14 protein-coding genes, 1 tRNA gene and 1 pseudogene are annotated in these 15,384 nt (G+C 65.2%); 12 read left to right on the top strand and 4 right to left on the bottom strand.

Annotated elements, in window-relative coordinates; all coding sequences use genetic code 11:
* Positions 1-2: 2 nt before the first annotated feature.
* The 3 genes and pseudogenes from Q0071_RS22335 to Q0071_RS22325 all read right to left on the bottom strand — a co-directional run.
* Positions 3-1,709, bottom strand: coding sequence for an amidohydrolase (locus Q0071_RS22335; RefSeq protein WP_298174775.1), 1,707 nt, complete (start codon positions 1,707-1,709; stop codon positions 3-5).
* 80 nt (positions 1,710-1,789) lie between these two features.
* The gene (locus Q0071_RS22330; protein WP_298174774.1) at positions 1,790-4,096 is read right to left on the bottom strand and encodes a TonB-dependent receptor; all 2,307 of its coding nucleotides are present in this window, start codon (positions 4,094-4,096) and stop codon (positions 1,790-1,792) included.
* Between the two features lie 208 nt (positions 4,097-4,304).
* Positions 4,305-4,418, bottom strand: a pseudogene (locus Q0071_RS22325) (LysR family transcriptional regulator); the annotation flags it as partial.
* 293 nt (positions 4,419-4,711) lie between these two features.
* Here Q0071_RS22325 and Q0071_RS22320 point away from each other — a divergent pair.
* Both Q0071_RS22320 and Q0071_RS22315 read left to right on the top strand, forming a co-directional pair.
* Complete coding sequence (locus tag Q0071_RS22320; RefSeq protein WP_298174805.1) at positions 4,712-5,425, top strand: CoA transferase subunit A; 714 nt, start codon at positions 4,712-4,714, stop codon at positions 5,423-5,425.
* A complete protein-coding gene (locus tag Q0071_RS22315) occupies positions 5,422-6,063 on the top strand; it encodes a 3-oxoacid CoA-transferase subunit B (protein ID WP_298174773.1) in 642 nt (213 codons plus the stop codon). Before Q0071_RS22320 ends, Q0071_RS22315 begins: the two co-directional genes overlap by 4 nt.
* A 42-nt stretch (positions 6,064-6,105) precedes the next feature.
* Here Q0071_RS22315 and Q0071_RS22310 read toward each other — a convergent pair.
* Positions 6,106-6,195 (bottom strand) — tRNA-Ser (locus Q0071_RS22310).
* 166 nt (positions 6,196-6,361) lie between these two features.
* Between Q0071_RS22310 and Q0071_RS22305 the strand changes: the two genes are divergently transcribed.
* From Q0071_RS22305 to mazG, 10 genes are all read left to right on the top strand, one after another.
* Positions 6,362-7,414, top strand: coding sequence for a lytic transglycosylase domain-containing protein (locus tag Q0071_RS22305; protein WP_298174772.1), 1,053 nt, complete (start codon positions 6,362-6,364; stop codon positions 7,412-7,414).
* Complete coding sequence (locus Q0071_RS22300; RefSeq protein WP_298174771.1) at positions 7,398-8,399, top strand: SPOR domain-containing protein; 1,002 nt, start codon at positions 7,398-7,400, stop codon at positions 8,397-8,399. The genes Q0071_RS22305 and Q0071_RS22300 overlap by 17 nt, the downstream gene beginning before the upstream one ends.
* Before the next feature lie 63 nt (positions 8,400-8,462).
* Positions 8,463-9,617: a D-alanyl-D-alanine carboxypeptidase family protein gene (locus Q0071_RS22295; RefSeq protein ID WP_366886988.1), complete on the top strand. Its 1,155-nt coding sequence runs from the start codon at positions 8,463-8,465 to the stop codon at positions 9,615-9,617.
* A 7-nt stretch (positions 9,618-9,624) separates the two neighbouring features.
* The gene (gene tmk / locus Q0071_RS22290; RefSeq protein WP_298174769.1) at positions 9,625-10,251 is read left to right on the top strand and encodes a dTMP kinase; all 627 of its coding nucleotides are present in this window, start codon (positions 9,625-9,627) and stop codon (positions 10,249-10,251) included.
* Positions 10,248-11,204, top strand: a complete 957-nt coding sequence (locus Q0071_RS22285) for a DNA polymerase III subunit delta' (RefSeq protein WP_298174804.1) — start codon at positions 10,248-10,250, stop codon at positions 11,202-11,204. The genes tmk and Q0071_RS22285 overlap by 4 nt, the downstream gene beginning before the upstream one ends.
* 49 nt (positions 11,205-11,253) lie before the next feature.
* The gene (metG, locus tag Q0071_RS22280) at positions 11,254-12,816 is read left to right on the top strand and encodes a methionine--tRNA ligase (RefSeq protein ID WP_298174768.1); all 1,563 of its coding nucleotides are present in this window, start codon (positions 11,254-11,256) and stop codon (positions 12,814-12,816) included.
* Positions 12,816-13,592, top strand: a complete 777-nt coding sequence (locus tag Q0071_RS22275; RefSeq protein ID WP_298174767.1) for a TatD family hydrolase — start codon at positions 12,816-12,818, stop codon at positions 13,590-13,592. Before metG ends, Q0071_RS22275 begins: the two co-directional genes overlap by 1 nt.
* Complete coding sequence (locus Q0071_RS22270) at positions 13,589-14,356, top strand: MBL fold metallo-hydrolase (protein ID WP_298174766.1); 768 nt, start codon at positions 13,589-13,591, stop codon at positions 14,354-14,356. Before Q0071_RS22275 ends, Q0071_RS22270 begins: the two co-directional genes overlap by 4 nt.
* Complete coding sequence (locus Q0071_RS22265) at positions 14,353-14,523, top strand: hypothetical protein (RefSeq protein WP_298174765.1); 171 nt, start codon at positions 14,353-14,355, stop codon at positions 14,521-14,523. The genes Q0071_RS22270 and Q0071_RS22265 overlap by 4 nt, the downstream gene beginning before the upstream one ends.
* A 56-nt stretch (positions 14,524-14,579) precedes the next feature.
* The gene (gene mazG / locus Q0071_RS22260) at positions 14,580-15,383 is read left to right on the top strand and encodes a nucleoside triphosphate pyrophosphohydrolase (protein WP_298174764.1); all 804 of its coding nucleotides are present in this window, start codon (positions 14,580-14,582) and stop codon (positions 15,381-15,383) included.
* The last annotated feature ends 1 nt before the right edge of the window (position 15,384 follow it).

Genomic DNA, 15,384 nt, shown 5'->3' with positions numbered 1-15,384 from the left:
GTTCAGCCCTTGGCCCGCGCGAAGATCTTCTGCCCGCCGACCCAGGTCTCAAGCACCGTGGTCTTGTGGATCTCGGTCACCGGAATGGCGAGGGGATCGCGGTCGAGCACGAGGAAATCGGCGAACTTGCCGACTTCGAGCGAGCCCGCCTTGTCGGCGATCCCCATGCGCTGCGCGGCGTTGATCGTGAACATGGTGATCGCTTGCGGCAAGGTGATCGCCTCGGCGAGGCCATAGCTGCGCGCGCCGCCGCCGGGGTTGCGGCGGGTGACGGCGGTTTCGATGCCGATCCACGGATTGGGCGAGGGGACAACCGCCCAGTCCGACCCGGCAACGACCAGCGCGCCCGAGGCGAAGCCTTCGCGGATCGGCCAGACCCGATCGATGCGCGGGGAACCGACGGCGGTGGTGATATCATCGTTGATCGGCTGCGGATCCCAGAGATAGGGCGAGAATTCGACCGCGGCGTGCAGGGCCTTGAAGCGCGGCAGATCGGCGGGATCGACGAAAGTGGAATGGCCGACCTGATGCAGCGGACCGCCCATGCCGTTGGCCTTGCGCGCGGCTTCGATGGCATCGAGCGAGGCGCGCACTGCGCGGTCTCCGGCGGCGTGGAACAGCACGGTGACGCCGAGCTTGTCCCATGCCGCGAGGTTCTTCGCCATGGCCTGCGGATCGAACAGCAGCAGGCCGCGCGCGGGGGCATTGGGCTGGCCGGCCTGATAATCCGCCAGCATCGCGCCGGTGTGGCTTTCAGTCGGCACGCCGTCAGCGAAGACCTTGACGCAATTGGCGTTGAAGGTGGCGCGCGCGAACTTCGCCCGGTCCGTCAGCGTCTGCTCGAAGGCGGGATTGGGGCGGCCGGATTCGGAATAGGCGATGCAGGCCTGCACGCGCTGCTTCAGGACGCCCTTGTCCGCCAGCGCCGCATAGACTTCGAGGTCGTCGCGGTAGGCCATGGCTTCTACGTAGCCGACGACGCCGAACCCGGCGAGCATCGCGAGGTGCGCGGAAAGCTGGCGCTCCGTCTCCGCCTGCGGCTGCGGCGGGACCTTGACGGTGAGCAGGCGGCCCGCCGTCTCGCGCAGGATACCCGTTGGGTTGCCCGCGCCGTCGCGCTCGATGATGCCGCCTTCGGGATTGGGCGTGCCGGGGCCGATCCCGGCAAGCGCCAGCGCGCGCGAATTGGCCCAGACGCTGTGGCCGCTGACATCGAAGAGCATGACCGGATTGTCCGGCGAGACTGCATCGAGCGTGGCGGCGGTGATCGGCGTGCCGGTCATCAGCGAGGACTGCCATTGGCCGCCGCTGACCCATTCGCCGGGCTTAGCCGCCTTGACGCAGGCGGCGACGAGCTCGATCAGGCGCTGCGGGCCGGCATCCTGGGGCACGCGGCAGCGGCCTTCATCGCCCTTGGCCTGGAGCACGGGATGGACGTGCATGTCGTAAAGGCCGGGGAGGACCGTGCGTCCCTTGAGGTCGATGACTTTCACGCCGGTGCCCGGCCAGCCCCTTGCCTGCGCCTGCGAGCCGATGCGCAGGATGCGGTTGCCGCGCACGTCCATCGCGCTGCGCCAGCCCTGCGGGGTGTAGATATGGCCATTGACGAAGCGCAGCACCGGCCTTGGCGCTGCTTGTGCGGGATGGGGCAGGGCGCAGGCGGCAGCGATAAGCCCGGCGAGCGCAAACACGTGGCGTGAGATCTTCATACCGGCATTCTCCCCCATTCGGCTTTCGCCATTTGGCTGCGCCGCCAGCCAGCCCGGCAAGGCGGCGCGCCCGGTTTTCCTCAGTAGCGGTAGGACGCCGTCACGCCGAAGGTGCGCGGCCGCAGCGTTTCCCGGCGGAAGAATTCGAACGGGTTGGAGGCCCGCTCGCGCCGGGTCCAGGTGGACTTGTCGAGGATGTTGTTGACGAAAAGCGAGATATCGAAGTTGCCCGGCTTCACGCCGAGCCGCGCCGACCAGAAGGCGACCGCGGGCGGCAGCGTGAGCGCAGGATCGATCGCGCCATTGCCGGGGTTGAGGTAGGGCGGCAGCTTGCTCTGCTTCGAGCGGTAGTCGAAATCGGACCGGATATAGCCACCCTTCGCGCGGAACGCGTCGAAATCGTATTGCGCGTGGAACGAGGCTGTCCACGGTGCGCCGAGCACGGCATCCCCCTTGCTCACGAAGGGCGCCGCCGCAGTAGGGCCGCCGAACACGGTATCGCGGAACTTGGCGTCGACGTAGCCGATTTCGGCCTGCAGCGTCAGGCGGTTGGTCGGGCGCACTTCGAGCTGGAGATCGAAGCCGCGGCTGCGCGCCTTGCCGAGGTTGTTGGTGAACTGGAAGCCGCAGCTGTTGAGCGCGACGGCCTGCTGGATGTCGTTCCAGTCAATCTGGTAGACGCTCGCCTGCACGCTGCCGAGCCCGCCGAACCGGCTCTTCACGCCGACCTCGTAGCTCCACACCGAGTCCGACTTGAAGTTGGTCGGGCGGCCGCCCGGATAGCCGATGCTGGCAAGTTCCGACCCGCAGAACGTGCCCACCTGCGGGTTGTAGCCACCGACGCGGAATCCGCGCGAGGCCGAGGCATAGAGCAGCGTATCGGGCGTCGCCTGGAAGTTGATGCCGAACTTGGGCGTGATCGGGTTCTCGCTTTGGCGGCCACGGTCATCGACCAGCGGGCCAACCACAAAGCCCTGCGCAATCGAGCGGATCGTGAACACGGTGTGGCTGTAGCGCAGGCCCGCAAGCACCGAGAGCTTGTCGGTAAGCTTGTAGGTGACCTGCCCGAACAGCGCCGCCTGCTCGTCGGTCGAGACCGCGTTCTGGTCATAGACCGAGAAGCCCGCGACCGGCGAAGGGCCGCCGAACAGGTAGACGGGCAGATAGGGATCGGTCACGACCTGGATGGAGGTCTGTTTCGCGTGCGAGTAGAACCCGCCGAGCACCCAGGTCAGCGGGCTGGCCGCATTGCTCGATTGCAGGCGAAGCTCGCCGGTCCAGTTCTTCTGCGCGACGACGAAGTCTGACGGGGCGTTCTGTTCGGGGAAGAACGGGAGCGCATTGACCCCGGTGAACAGAGTCTGGTCGAAGTTGGTGTAGTCCTGCACGAAGGACTGGCGGCGATCGAAGTAGGAGCCGACCGCGATGAGGTCCACCGCCCCGAGGCCGACGCTGACGTTGAGCGAGGTGAGCGTGAAGCGATCCTTGCTGGTTTCGGGGAGCTGGTTGGCATTCCGGAACACGTGCTTGTCGTAGTTCGAATACTTCTCCCAGCTCTCGCCGCTGTCGGCCGCCTCGACGTTCTGGTAGAACACGGCAGGCGTGATCTTGACGTTGTCGACCGGCTGCCAGGTTAGGGCCACGCGCGCGACATAGCTGTCGGTCGAGTTGGCGTTCTTCTGCACGACCTTGTTGGTGAACGAGCTGATCCGGTCCACGTAGCCGCCATCACGGCGGTAGTAGCCGCTCGCCGCGATGCCGAGCTTGCCCGCGACAAGCGGCGCGCTCACCGAGACGCCGCCTTCGCCGTTCGCCGCGCCATGCTGGGTCGCGCTCGCTTCGGCGCGGCCATAGACCTTGAGCGTATCGAGGCTGGGCTGCTGCGTGATGAAGCGCACGGTGCCGCCTTCCGAGCCTGCGCCAAACAGCGTGCCCTGGGGTCCGCGCAGCACTTCCACGCGGTCCAGATCGAAGACCACCGGGTAGGCATTGCCGCCGCCGTAGCCGAGCTGACGGATCTGGATCGGCACATCGTCGATATAGATGCCGGTGGTGGCGGCGCCGACCGACGAGTTCACGCCGCGGATCGCGATGTTGGTCGTGGTGTTCGACTTCTCGAAGCTGACGCCCGGAGTCTGGCGGATCACGTCGCTGAAGTTGCGAATGCCCCGGCTGTCGAGCGCTTCGCGGGAAAGCGCGCTGACGCTGAGGGGAACCTTGTTGATGCTCTCGCTCTTGCGGGTTGCGGTGACGATGATCTCGCCGCTGCTCTCCGCAGCGGTTTCGCCTTCGGTCCCCGCTGCCTGCGCCAGTGCGGCATCAGCCATTACCAGCGCGGCAAGGGCCGTGCCTGCTGCGAAAAACTTGGCGCTGCGCCTCGTGCTCATGTCGAAACTCCCCTGTCATGGCCCGCGCCTGCCTTGAGCGACGCGCATTCCCATCTGCACAACAGGCTATGGGCTGGAGAGGGATTGGCATTGACCGGAACCGGCAATGCACGGCGCATATGCACGCTTCGGTATATTGCTGGGCGGTTCGCCCATGGTTGGCCACATTTGCCAAGGTGCCTGCCGGGATCGTTCAGCCGAGATCACTCTGCTGGATTTGCCGGCTGAGCGGAGGCTTAGCGATGTTCAGCTTTGCGCCAGCACGTGTGAAATTGCGCTCGTTAGCGACAGTTACAAAATGGCGGAGCTGATGGAGATCCATTTTGATACCTTGGAGGTATGCAATTCAGACCGCAACGATCTTGGATTTCCAGCGGCAAGGCTGGTTTACCCGGCCAACACGAAGCAGAGCGGAGCGAGGCGCAGCATGGCGCGTCAAGCGAGGATTGGGACCATCATCGTCGATTGGCCGACATTCCGTCCGCATGTCCTCGCCATGGAACGGTGGCTGAACAGGTCGCGCCAATTCTTTTCCTTGCCTCAGACGAGGCATCCTACATCACCGGATCGATCCTGCCTGTGGCGGGAGGCGATCTTGGTCAAAAGGCAACTCGCATGACCAGCAAGATATTCCCTGATCCTTCGGCAGCGCTAGATGGCCTGTTGTTTGACGGCATGACGATCATGTCCGGCGGCTTTGGTTTGTCAGGCAATCCGGAAAGCTTGATCCCTGAAATCCGCAAAGCCGGCGTGATGGATCTGACGGTCATTTCCAACAATGCCGGAGCGGATGGCTTTGGCTTGTGGATGCTGCTGGAAACGCGGCAGGTGAAGAAGATGATCTCGTCCTACGTGGGTGAGAACAAGCTGTTCGAGCAGCAGTATCTTTCAGGCCAATTGGAATTGGAGCTGACCCCTCAGGGTACGCTGGCCGAGCGCATCCGGGCGGGGGGCGCAGGGATTCCGGCGTTTTTTACCAAGACCGGTGTCGGGACAGTCGTGGCCGAAGGGAAGCCGACCGAAGTCTTCGAAGGTGAGGAGTATGTCCGCGAGACCTGGCTGCGCGCAGATCTTTCGATCATCAAGGCCTGGCGGGCAGATCCTGCGGGCAATCTGATGTATCGCAAGACTGCTCGAAACTTCAATCCGAACATGGCGACGGCAGGCCGGGTAACTGTGGTCGAGGTCGAGGAGATCGTGCCTGAAGGGACCCTCGATCCGGACGCGATCCACACGCCAGGCATTTTTGTCGACCGGATCGTACTGTCGACGATCAACGAGAAGCGGATTGAAAAGCTTACAACCCGCGCGAGGGAGATGCAGGCATGAGCAGGACCCGCGATGAAATGGCACAGCGCGCTGCCCAGGAACTGCGCGATGGCTACTATGTAAATCTTGGCATTGGCATACCGACGCTGGTGGCCAACTATGTCCCGGAAGGCATCACGGTAACGCTGCAGAGCGAAAACGGCATGCTGGGAATCGGGCCATTCCCTTTTGAGGGTGAAGCGGACCCGGACCTGATCAACGCCGGCAAGCAGACCATCACGGCCCTGCCCACCAGCAGCTTCTTTTCCAGCGCCGACAGCTTTGCGATGATCCGCGGCGGGCACATCGACATGGCCGTGCTGGGCGCAATGGAGGTGGCAGCGAACGGCGATCTGGCCAACTGGACCATCCCCGGCAAGATGGTGAAGGGTATGGGCGGGGCAATGGACCTTGTCGCGGGCGTCAAGCGTATCGTGGTGGTCATGGATCACTGCGCCAAAAGCGGTGAGCCCAAGATCCTGCCGCAATGCTCGCTTCCGCTGACTGGGCGGCGGGTCGTCGATCTGATCATTACCGACTTGGCCGTCATAGCGGTGAACAAGCAGGCGGGAGGGCTGACCCTGCTGGAGTGTGCGCCCGGCATCTCCGCCGAAGAGGTCCTCGCGCGTACTGGCGCGCCGCTCACGGTGGGGATGTAAATGGCTGATTCATTCAACTGCGATGCCATATGGAAGCATGATTGGCGGACAGGGTGGGATTCGAACCCACGGTGAGCTTCCACCCACGGCGGTTTTCAAGACCGCTGCCTTAAACCACTCGGCCACCTGTCCGCAGCGCCATGCGCGTCGGCATGCCGATAGCGGGCCGGTGGGGCCTCGCAAAGCGATTTTGCATGCCACGGCCTGAGCGCGGTGCCTTGCGGCGCTTCCCACGCGATTCATCGATTGAGGGATTCCCAGCGCCGCCGCGCTGTGCGACTGTCATGGCACGATGCCAATGCCATTCCTTTTTCATGTTCCACGCACGCCTGGCCTCATCCGCGCTGCGCTTGCCGCGCTGGTGCTGTCGCTTCTGGCTGGCCCCGCCGGGGCGCAGGGCGATGAGGCGGCGGCAGGATTTCAGGGTTATCTCCAGTACCTTGCGGCCAAAGCGCGGGCAGACGGTGTGCGTGAGGAGACCATTGCCTCGGTGATGGCCGGGCTCACCGAAAACCCCCGTGTCATCGCGCTGGACCGTGCGCAGCCGGGGACGTCGTCCTCGATCCCGACCTTTGCCGGCTACCGCCGCACGCATGTCGATGCTGCGCGGATTTCCGGAGGGCGGCGGCAGTATCTCGCCTCGGCCGAGACGCTTGCCGGCATCGAGCAGCGCTACGGCGTGCCGCCCAAGATCGTATTGGCGATCTGGGGGCATGAAACGAACTACGGCTCCTATACCGGCGATTTCGATCTCGCGCGCTCGCTTGCCACACTGGCTTACGAGGGGCGGCGACGGGCGCTGTTTGCGGAGGAGTTCATTGCGCTCCTCAAGATGGTCGACCGCGGTGTGCCGCGCGCCAAGCTGGTGGGTAGCTGGGCCGGTGCGTTCGGCAATCCGCAGTTCCTGCCCTCGGTCTATCTGCGAGTGGCGCAGGACGGTGATGGCGATGGGTTTGCCGATATCTGGGCAAGCAAGCCGGACACGCTTGCCTCGATCGCCAATTACTTCCGCGATGCCGGATGGCGGGCAGGAGAGCCCTGGGGCGTGGCAGCGGACGTGACGCTCCCGCTCGACCGTCCCGCGCTGGGCACGGCGCTGGCCAGCCCGCGCTGCCCGCAAGTCTTTGCGCGGCATTCGCGGTGGAAGACGGTGCGGGAATGGAAGGCGCTCGGTGTGGTGCCGCGCGCACCCACCCTGGCGGACGATACGCTCGCCAGCCTGCTCGAGCCGGATGGCCCCGGCCAGACGGCCTACCTGCTAACCGGAAATTATCGAGTCATCCTCGATTACAACTGCTCGAATCTCTACGCCCTCTCGGTGGGACTTCTGGCTGATGAAATTGCCCGTTAACAGGAACAATGCGGTTCTGGCGCTGGCGTTGGTGCTGGCGCTGGGAGCCAGCAGCGCGACCGACGTGGCGGCGCGCGAGCGCAAAGCGGCGGCGCCCGATGTCATGGGCCCGGCGGGCGACTATCCGGTAACGCTGGGCGATGCCTTCGTGGTCGACGGCGTCACCTACACGCCGGCCGACACGCTGAACTACGATGCCGTGGGCAAGGCCGTCCCGATGGGCGCGGACGAAGGAGCTGCGCCGCGTATCAACGGCGCCCACCGCACATTGCCGGTCCCGAGCTATGTCGAAGTGACATCGCTTGCGAGCGGGCGGACGATCCTTGTGCGGATCGACCGACGCGGGCCAATGAGCGGCGACGGGCTTGTCTCGCTCTCTCCGCTTGCCTGGGCGCAACTCGGCCTGCCAGGCGGTGCCTCCGCGCCGGTGCGGGTGCGGCGGGTCAATCCGCCTGAGCCCGAGCGGGCGCTGCTGCGCGCAGGCCAGGCGGTGCCGCCGCGCATGGATACGCCGGCGGGCCTGCTTGCCGCGCTGCGCCGCAAGCTGGGGCTGGAGCCGCCTGTCGCGGACCTGCCGGTGACGATCCGCCCGGCGCAAGTCGATGGGGCAACCACGCCCAAGCCAGCGCCGCCGGCCAAGCCTGCCCCGAAGACGCCCCCAGTCTCCGAGAAGTCGGCTCCGAAACCTCTTCCCAAACTCGCTCCGAAGCCGGAGGCCGTCGCTCCTGCTCCAAAGCCTGCTATACCGGCCGCACCGCCGAAACGTCCGGCTGCGGCAGCAGGGCGTTACTACGTGCAGATCGGCGCGTTTTCGCAGCGCTCGAATGCCGAGGCAGCCGCGCGCAAGGCGGGCGGATCGCTGGTGCAGGCAGGATCACTCTGGCGTGTCCGCAGCGGGCCGTTTTCTGCCGGGGATGAGGCGGAGCGCGGACTGGCGAAGGCGCGCGCTGCGGGCTATGCAGGTGCCCGGATCGTGCGCGACTAGTCTCGTCCGGCGCGGTCTCGCACCAAACGAGGACGGCGCTTGAAATCGAGGATCTTGACCGCTGTGCTGATCGCTGCGCTGGCTGCTCTGCCCGTGCGCGCGGCGGCTCCTGCGCCGGAAGCCGCACCGCAAGCCGCGACAGGCATGCCGCAGATTTCCGCGCCCATCGCCCTGCTGATCGATGTCAACGGCGGGCGGGTGCTGTTCGAGCGCCAGTCGCACCGGCGCTTCGTGCCGGCCTCGCTCACCAAGATCATGACGAGCTATGTCGCCTTCGAACTGATCAAGGCGGGCAAGCTGAAGCTCGACCAGCGCTTCACGATGAGCCACGAGGCCTTCCGCAAGTGGCACCGGGTGGGCAGCACGATGTTCCTTGCCGATGGCAGCGACACATCTGTTGCCGAATTGCTGGAGGGCATCGTCACGGTTTCGGCCAACGATGGCTGCGTCGTGCTGGCGGAGGGTGTCGCGGGAAATGTCGGCGCGTTTACCGAGATGATGAATGCCGAAGCAAAGAAGCTCGGCATGAAGGACACTCACTACAACACCGCCAATGGCTGGATGGATGAGGGGGAGACGTATGTCTCTGCCGCCGATCTTGCCATTCTGAGCACCGCCCTGATCACGCGGCATCCCGATCTCTATGCACGCTTCTACGGGCACGAGAGGCTCTCCTTTCGCGGGATCGAACAGCCAAACCACAACCCGCTCTATGGCCATGTCGATGGCGCGGACGGGGTGAAGACGGGGTTCACCAACGAAGCGGGCTATGGCCTTGTCGGCTCGGCGATCCGTGACGGACGGCGGCTGATGATGGTGGTTGGTGGCTATGACCGACCGGCCGACCGCACCAGAGAATCCCGCGCATTTCTCGAATGGGGCTTTGCCGCGTTCGAGGCGCATCCGCTGTTCGCGCAAGGGGCCAGGATCGGCACGGCAAAAGTGCAGGGCGGCGAGGTGCGCAGTGTCGGCCTCTCCGCGCCGCACCCGCTGGCGCTGACGCTGCCGAGGGGCGCTGGCGCGCGCTATGCGCTGAGCGTGCGCTACAAGGGGCCGCTGCGCGCACCGATTGCCAAGGGCGATGAAGTCGCCACCCTCGTCGTGCGAGTGCCGGGCGAGGGCGAGACGCGCCTGCCGCTGGTGGCGACGGAAGCCGTGCCCGAAGCAGGAACGCTGGCGCGGCTGCGCAACGGCCTGCTGGCGATGCTGGGGCAATGACCGGCCAATGACAGGCAGGTTCATCGTTTTTGAGGGCGGGGAAGGGGTCGGCAAATCGACGCAGAGCCGATTGCTGGCCGAGGCCCTGTGCGCGCGGGGGCTGGACATCGTCACCACGCGCGAGCCGGGCGGGACGCCGGGCGCGGAGGCGATCCGGGCGCTGCTGCTCGACAAGGACGGGCCTGGCTGGGGCACCAGGGCCGAGGCGCTGCTATTTGCAGCGGCGCGCGCGGACCATGTCGAGACGCTCATCCGACCTGCACTGGCACGCGGGGCCTGGGTGGTGTGCGATCGCTATCTGGACAGCAGCCGCGCCTATCAGGGCGGCGGCAGCGGGCTGGATGACTCCGATATCTTGACGCTGCACAGGATCGGCAGCGCGGGGCTGCTGCCCGATTGCACGGTGCTGCTGACGCTCGATCCCGCCGAGGCCGCGAGGCGGGTGGAGCAGCGCGATGCCGGCAAGCTCGACCGGATCGGCGGGCGCGCGGCGGACTATCACGCGCGGGTCGCCGATGCCTTCCGTCGCTACGCCGAGGCCGAACCGGAGCGCTTTGCTGTGATTGCGGCCAACGGCGCGCCCGAGACGGTGCATGCGCGGGTGCTGGCGGCGGTGGACAGCCTGTGTCCCTGATCGGTCACGACGAGGCTTGGAGCGTCTGGCGCGCAGCGCGGGCCGGGCAGCGTATGCATCACGGCTGGATTCTGGCGGGGCGCGAGGGTCTGGGCAAGGCCAGCTTCGCCCGCGCGGCGGCGGCGGAACTCGTCGCCGAACCGGGCGTGCCGCAGCCCGCATCGGAAATGCACCCGGACATCCACGTGCTGGAGCCGCTGCCGAGCAATGACGACGAAGTGAAAAAGCGCGACGACGGGAAGGCCTATACCCGCAAGCGCAATATCAGTGTCGACCAGATCCGCGGCGTGCAGCGGCGGTTGGTGACGCGCCCAACGCTGGGGGCGCGGCGCGCGGTCATCATCGATGCGGCAGATGATCTGGAAAAGGGCGCCGTAAACGCACTGCTCAAGAGCCTTGAGGAGCCGCCCGCCGGCACGTTCTTCCTGCTGGTGACGCATCAGATCGGCCGTCTGCTGCCTACAGTGCGCTCGCGCTGTACGGTGCTGCGGTTTCATCCGCTGGAGCCGGACGACATGGCGCGGGCGCTCACCCGGGCCGCGCCGGAATTGAGTGGAGCGGCGCTGGATGCCGCCATTTCCGCCGGAAGCGGCGCGCCCGGTGCCGCGCTTGCCTTTGCCGAGATGGGGCTTGGTGCGGCTTGGCAGACCATGGTCCGGCTTGTCGCAGAAGGAGATCCCGATCTCTCGCTGCGGGGGGAGCTTTCAACCGCACTTGGCCAGCGGCCTGATCGCGAGCGCCTGCTGGCAGCGATCGAGGCGGCACGGCGCGTGCTGGTGGCGGCGATGGCCGGCAGCGATGACGCAACGCGTCTGCGGATCGTCGAGGCGCATGCCGCACTGGCGATGCTCGCAGCGCAGGCGCCGACCTACAACTTCGAGCCCGCGCTGCTGCTTCTGGAAATCGGCGGCTTGCTGGCATCGGTGGTGCGCACTAGGGAGAACGCGGCCTGAGGGATTCCGACCCCGCAAGCCCTCCCGCAGCCAAGGACAGTCGCAGCCCATGGGCGAGCCCTATTACATCACGACCGCCATCAGCTATCCCAACGGGAAGCCGCATATCGGCCATGCATATGAAGCGATCGCCGCCGACGTGATCGCGCGCTTCCACAAGGCAATGGGGCGCGACGTGCGCTTCCAGACCGGGACCGACGAGCATGGCCTGAAGATGGCGCAGAAGGCGCGCGACATGGGCGTGACGCCGGCCGAGCTTGCAGATGAAATGACCAGTCATTTCATTGCGATGGCCGATGCTCTCAATGTCGATTACGACATATTCATCCGGACAACCGAGCCGCGCCACCATGCCGCGACGCAGGAACTGTGGCGGCGCATGGAAGCGAACGGCGACCTCTACCTCGATCGGTATGAGGGCTGGTACTCGGTGCGCGACGAGGCCTACTACGACGCGAGCGAGCTGATCGACGGGGAAGGGGGGGAGAAGCTCTCGCCCCAGAGCACGCCGGTCGAGTGGACGGTCGAGGAAAGCTGGTTCTTCCGCCTGTCGAAGTATCAGGAGCCACTGCTCGCGCTGATGCGCGACAATGCCGATTTCATCCGCCCGGAAAGCCGGCGCAACGAGATGATCGCGTTCGTCAGCCAGGGGCTGCGCGATCTCTCGGTTTCGCGCACCAGCTTTGATTGGGGCGTCAAGGTGCCGGGCAGCGACAACCATGTCATGTACGTGTGGGTCGATGCGCTGACGAACTACATCACCGGCCTCGGTTTCCCCGACGAATCAGGAGATTACGCGAAGTACTGGCCGGCCGATCTCCACCTCATCGGCAAGGATATCGTCCGCTTCCACACGATCTACTGGCCGGCCTTCCTGATGAGTGCGGGCCTTGCGGTGCCGAAGCAGGTATTCGGGCACGGCTTTCTGCTCAACCGGGGGCAGAAGGAATCGAAGTCGCTCGGCAACGTGACCGATCCGCTGGCGCTGGCCGAGCGGTTTGGCGTCGACTCCCTGCGCTACTTCCTGATGCGCGACGTGGTGTTCGGGCAGGACGGCTCCTATTCGCCCGAGGCGATCGTGACCCGCTGCAACGCCGAATTGGCGAACAGCTACGGCAATCTGGTGCAGCGTACGCTCTCCATGATTTTCAAGAACATGGACGGCGAAATTGCCAAGTTTGCGAGCGCCGAGGCGGACGACCAGCTGCTCGCCACCGTGTTCGCGGCCTGTCATGACGACTTGCCGCGCGAGTTTGCCGCACTGAACTTCTCCGCCGGTATCGAGGCGTGGATGCGCGGCGTGTTCGCCTGCAACCAGTATGTCGACGAACAGGCGCCCTGGGCGCAGCGCAAGAGCGATCCGGAACGGATGCGCGCCGTCCTCATGACGCTGTTCATGGCGATCCGCGATCTTACCATCGCGATCCGACCGGTGGTGCCAACAGCGGCCGACAAAGTGCTGGATCAGCTTGGTATTCCGGGTGACGAGCGCGGCATCACCGCACTGACGCAGGCGGACTGGTTCCTCGCGCGCGTCGCCAACGGCGAGCGGCTTGCGGCACCGAGTCCGGCATTCCCGCGGCTCGAACTGGTCGAGGAAGACGCGGGCTGATGCTGATCGATTCGCACTGCCACCTCAACTACAAGGGCCTGATCGAAACGCAGGCCGAGGTGCTGGCGCGCGCCCGTGCGCGCGGGGTGCAGGGCTTCCTCAATATCTCGACACGGCAGAGCGAATGGGATGCGGTGGTGGCGACGGCGCACCGCGAGGCGGACGTCTGGGCCAGCATCGGTATCCACCCGCACGAGGCCGATGCACACGCCGATCTTGGCGCGGAGGCGCTGCGGGCGGCATCCTCCGATCCCAAGGTGATCGCGATCGGCGAGACCGGGCTTGACTACTTCTACGATCATTCCGACCGGCAGGTTCAGCAGGACCTGTTCCGCGTACATATCGGCGTGGCGCGAGAAACCGGCCTGCCGATCGTGATCCACACGCGCGATGCCGAGGATGACACGCTGCGGATTCTCAGCGAGGAAATGGCCAAGGGTGCGTTCCCGGCGCTGATCCATTGCTTCACCGCGAGCGCGGAATTCGGCCGGGCTGTGCTCGCGCTTGGGCTCACGATCTCGATCTCGGGCATCGTGACCTTCAAGAATGCCAAGGACTTGCAGGCCTTTGCTGCCGAAGTGCCCGATGATCGGCTGCTGGTTGAAACCGATTCCCCGTTCCTCGCGCCGGTGCCGCATCGAGGGAAGGTCTGCGAGCCAGCATTTGTTTCCGATACCTGCGCCTTTGTCGCCCAATTGCGAGGGACGACGGCGGAAGCGGTTGCCGAGCAGACGGGCGCCAATTTCTTCCGCCTGTTTGGTAAGGCGCGGGCATGAAACTGACTGTCCTGGGGTCCGGGACATCCACGGGCGTGCCGCGCATCGGCAATGACTGGGGCGATTGCGATCCCGAGGAACCGCGCAATCGGCGCACGCGGGTCGCGATCATGGTCGAAGGCGCAGATGGCGGACGGATCCTCGTCGATACGCCCACCGACTTGCGCCACCAGTTGCTCGCGACGGGCATCGGGCGGATCGATGGCGTAGTGTGGACGCACGACCATGCCGATCACACGCATGGCATCGATGACCTGAGGCCGCTGCGCATGGGCCGCGGTGCGCCGATTCCCGGCTATGCCGCTGATGAGACGGTACGGCGACTGCGGCTGCGCTTCGGTTATGTCTTTGCGGGTCAGCATGGCTATCCGACGATCTGCAATCTCGACAATCTGGACCGCGTGCGGATGGTTGCCGGCATTGGCGTAACGCATTGCCAGATGCCGCATGGCCCCGCGCAGACGACCGCTTTCCGCTTTGATCAGGACGGAAAGTCAATCGGTTACGCGACGGACTTCAGCGCGATTACCGGCGAGATGGTGGCGCTGTTCGACCGGGTCGATGTGCTGGTGGTCGATGCCTTGCGCCGGAAGCCGCATCCGACGCACGCGCATTTGGCGATGTCACTTGAACTGGTCGAAGCCTGCCGCGCGGGCCGCGCCGTGCTGACGCATCTCGACAAGAGCATGGACTACCGGACATTGTGCGATGAAACACCGGGGCACGTCGAGCCCGGCTATGACGGGATGGAAATCGAGCTGTGACACCGGACAAGTTCGTCGCACTGATCGGGATCGTGATGGCGCTGGTACTTGTTTTGGCAAACGGCAGGTTGCGCGGGCTAAAGTTGTCGTCGGGCATGATGATGGCTGGTGGGTGGGTGGTGATCATCCTCGCGGCAGCGCTGGCGTTTGCGGGGTATCGGCGATGAGCTGGCGCTCTTCCATTTAACATAATAAATATTATCGAACTCAAGGATCGGTCCTTATGAGCGTCTCTCCCGAGGTCTCCCCCGCTATGGATGCAGCCGCCGCTTCGGGAATTGCGCGGCTTCTCGCGATCATGGCCCGGCTCCGCGATCCCGCGACGGGCTGCGAATGGGACGTCGCCCAGAACTTCCAGACCATTGCGCCCTATACGATCGAGGAAGCCTACGAAGTGGCCGATGCGATCGAACGTGATGATCTGGCGGCGCTGCGCGAGGAACTCGGCGATCTCCTGCTCCAGGTCGTGTTGCATGCGCGCATGGCCGAGGAATTGGGCGCGTTCGATTTCGATGCCGTGGCCCATGGGATCTCGAACAAGATGAACGAGCGGCATCCCCACATTTTCGACAATGCGGCCGATCACGGCCAATCGCGTGAAGTGCGTTGGGAAGCGCAGAAAGCCGCCGAACGCGAGGCCAAGGGCGCAACGAGCGCGCTCGACGGCGTGGCGCTTGCGCTCCCCGCGCTGATGCGCGCGGAAAAGCTTCAGAAACGCGCTGCACGGGTGGGCTTCGACTGGCCGGACACCGAAGGCCCGCGCGCCAAGGTGATCGAGGAGATCGAAGAATTGGCTGCCGCCACGAACGCGGCCGAGCGGCTCGATGAAGCCGGTGACCTGCTCTTTGCCGTTGTCAATCTGGTGCGCAGGTATGGGATCGCGCCAGAAGATGCGCTCCGCCATGGCAATGCCAAGTTCGAACGGCGATTTCGCGCGATGGAAGAGCTGGCGGTATCCGATTTCCCGTCGCTTTCGCTCGAAGCGCAGGAGGCGCTATGGCAGCAGGTCAAGGCCGCCGAGCGCTGAC

Origin of the sequence: Novosphingobium sp. (assembly GCF_027486195.1) — a bacterium.
In the GTDB taxonomy this organism is placed as follows: domain Bacteria; phylum Pseudomonadota; class Alphaproteobacteria; order Sphingomonadales; family Sphingomonadaceae; genus Novosphingobium.
The sequence above is the reverse complement of the archived record's forward strand: the minus strand, read 5'-3'. Positions and strand labels throughout refer to the sequence as shown.

What these genes read in the sequence shown, in the direction of transcription:
- Q0071_RS22335 (WP_298174775.1), bottom strand. Translation starts at nt 1,709, where the DNA reads ATGAAGATCTCACGCCACGTGTTTGCGCTCGCCGGGCTTATCGCTGCC.
- Q0071_RS22330 (WP_298174774.1), bottom strand. Translation starts at nt 4,096, where the DNA reads ATGAGCACGAGGCGCAGCGCCAAGTTTTTCGCAGCAGGCACGGCCCTT.
- Q0071_RS22320 (WP_298174805.1), top strand. Translation starts at nt 4,712, where the DNA reads ATGACCAGCAAGATATTCCCTGATCCTTCGGCAGCGCTAGATGGCCTG.
- Q0071_RS22315 (WP_298174773.1), top strand. Translation starts at nt 5,422, where the DNA reads ATGAGCAGGACCCGCGATGAAATGGCACAGCGCGCTGCCCAGGAACTG.
- Q0071_RS22305 (WP_298174772.1), top strand. Translation starts at nt 6,362, where the DNA reads ATGCCATTCCTTTTTCATGTTCCACGCACGCCTGGCCTCATCCGCGCT.
- Q0071_RS22300 (WP_298174771.1), top strand. Translation starts at nt 7,398, where the DNA reads ATGAAATTGCCCGTTAACAGGAACAATGCGGTTCTGGCGCTGGCGTTG.
- tmk (WP_298174769.1), top strand. Translation starts at nt 9,625, where the DNA reads ATGACAGGCAGGTTCATCGTTTTTGAGGGCGGGGAAGGGGTCGGCAAA.
- metG (WP_298174768.1), top strand. Translation starts at nt 11,254, where the DNA reads ATGGGCGAGCCCTATTACATCACGACCGCCATCAGCTATCCCAACGGG.
- Q0071_RS22275 (WP_298174767.1), top strand. Translation starts at nt 12,816, where the DNA reads ATGCTGATCGATTCGCACTGCCACCTCAACTACAAGGGCCTGATCGAA.
- Q0071_RS22270 (WP_298174766.1), top strand. Translation starts at nt 13,589, where the DNA reads ATGAAACTGACTGTCCTGGGGTCCGGGACATCCACGGGCGTGCCGCGC.
- mazG (WP_298174764.1), top strand. Translation starts at nt 14,580, where the DNA reads ATGAGCGTCTCTCCCGAGGTCTCCCCCGCTATGGATGCAGCCGCCGCT.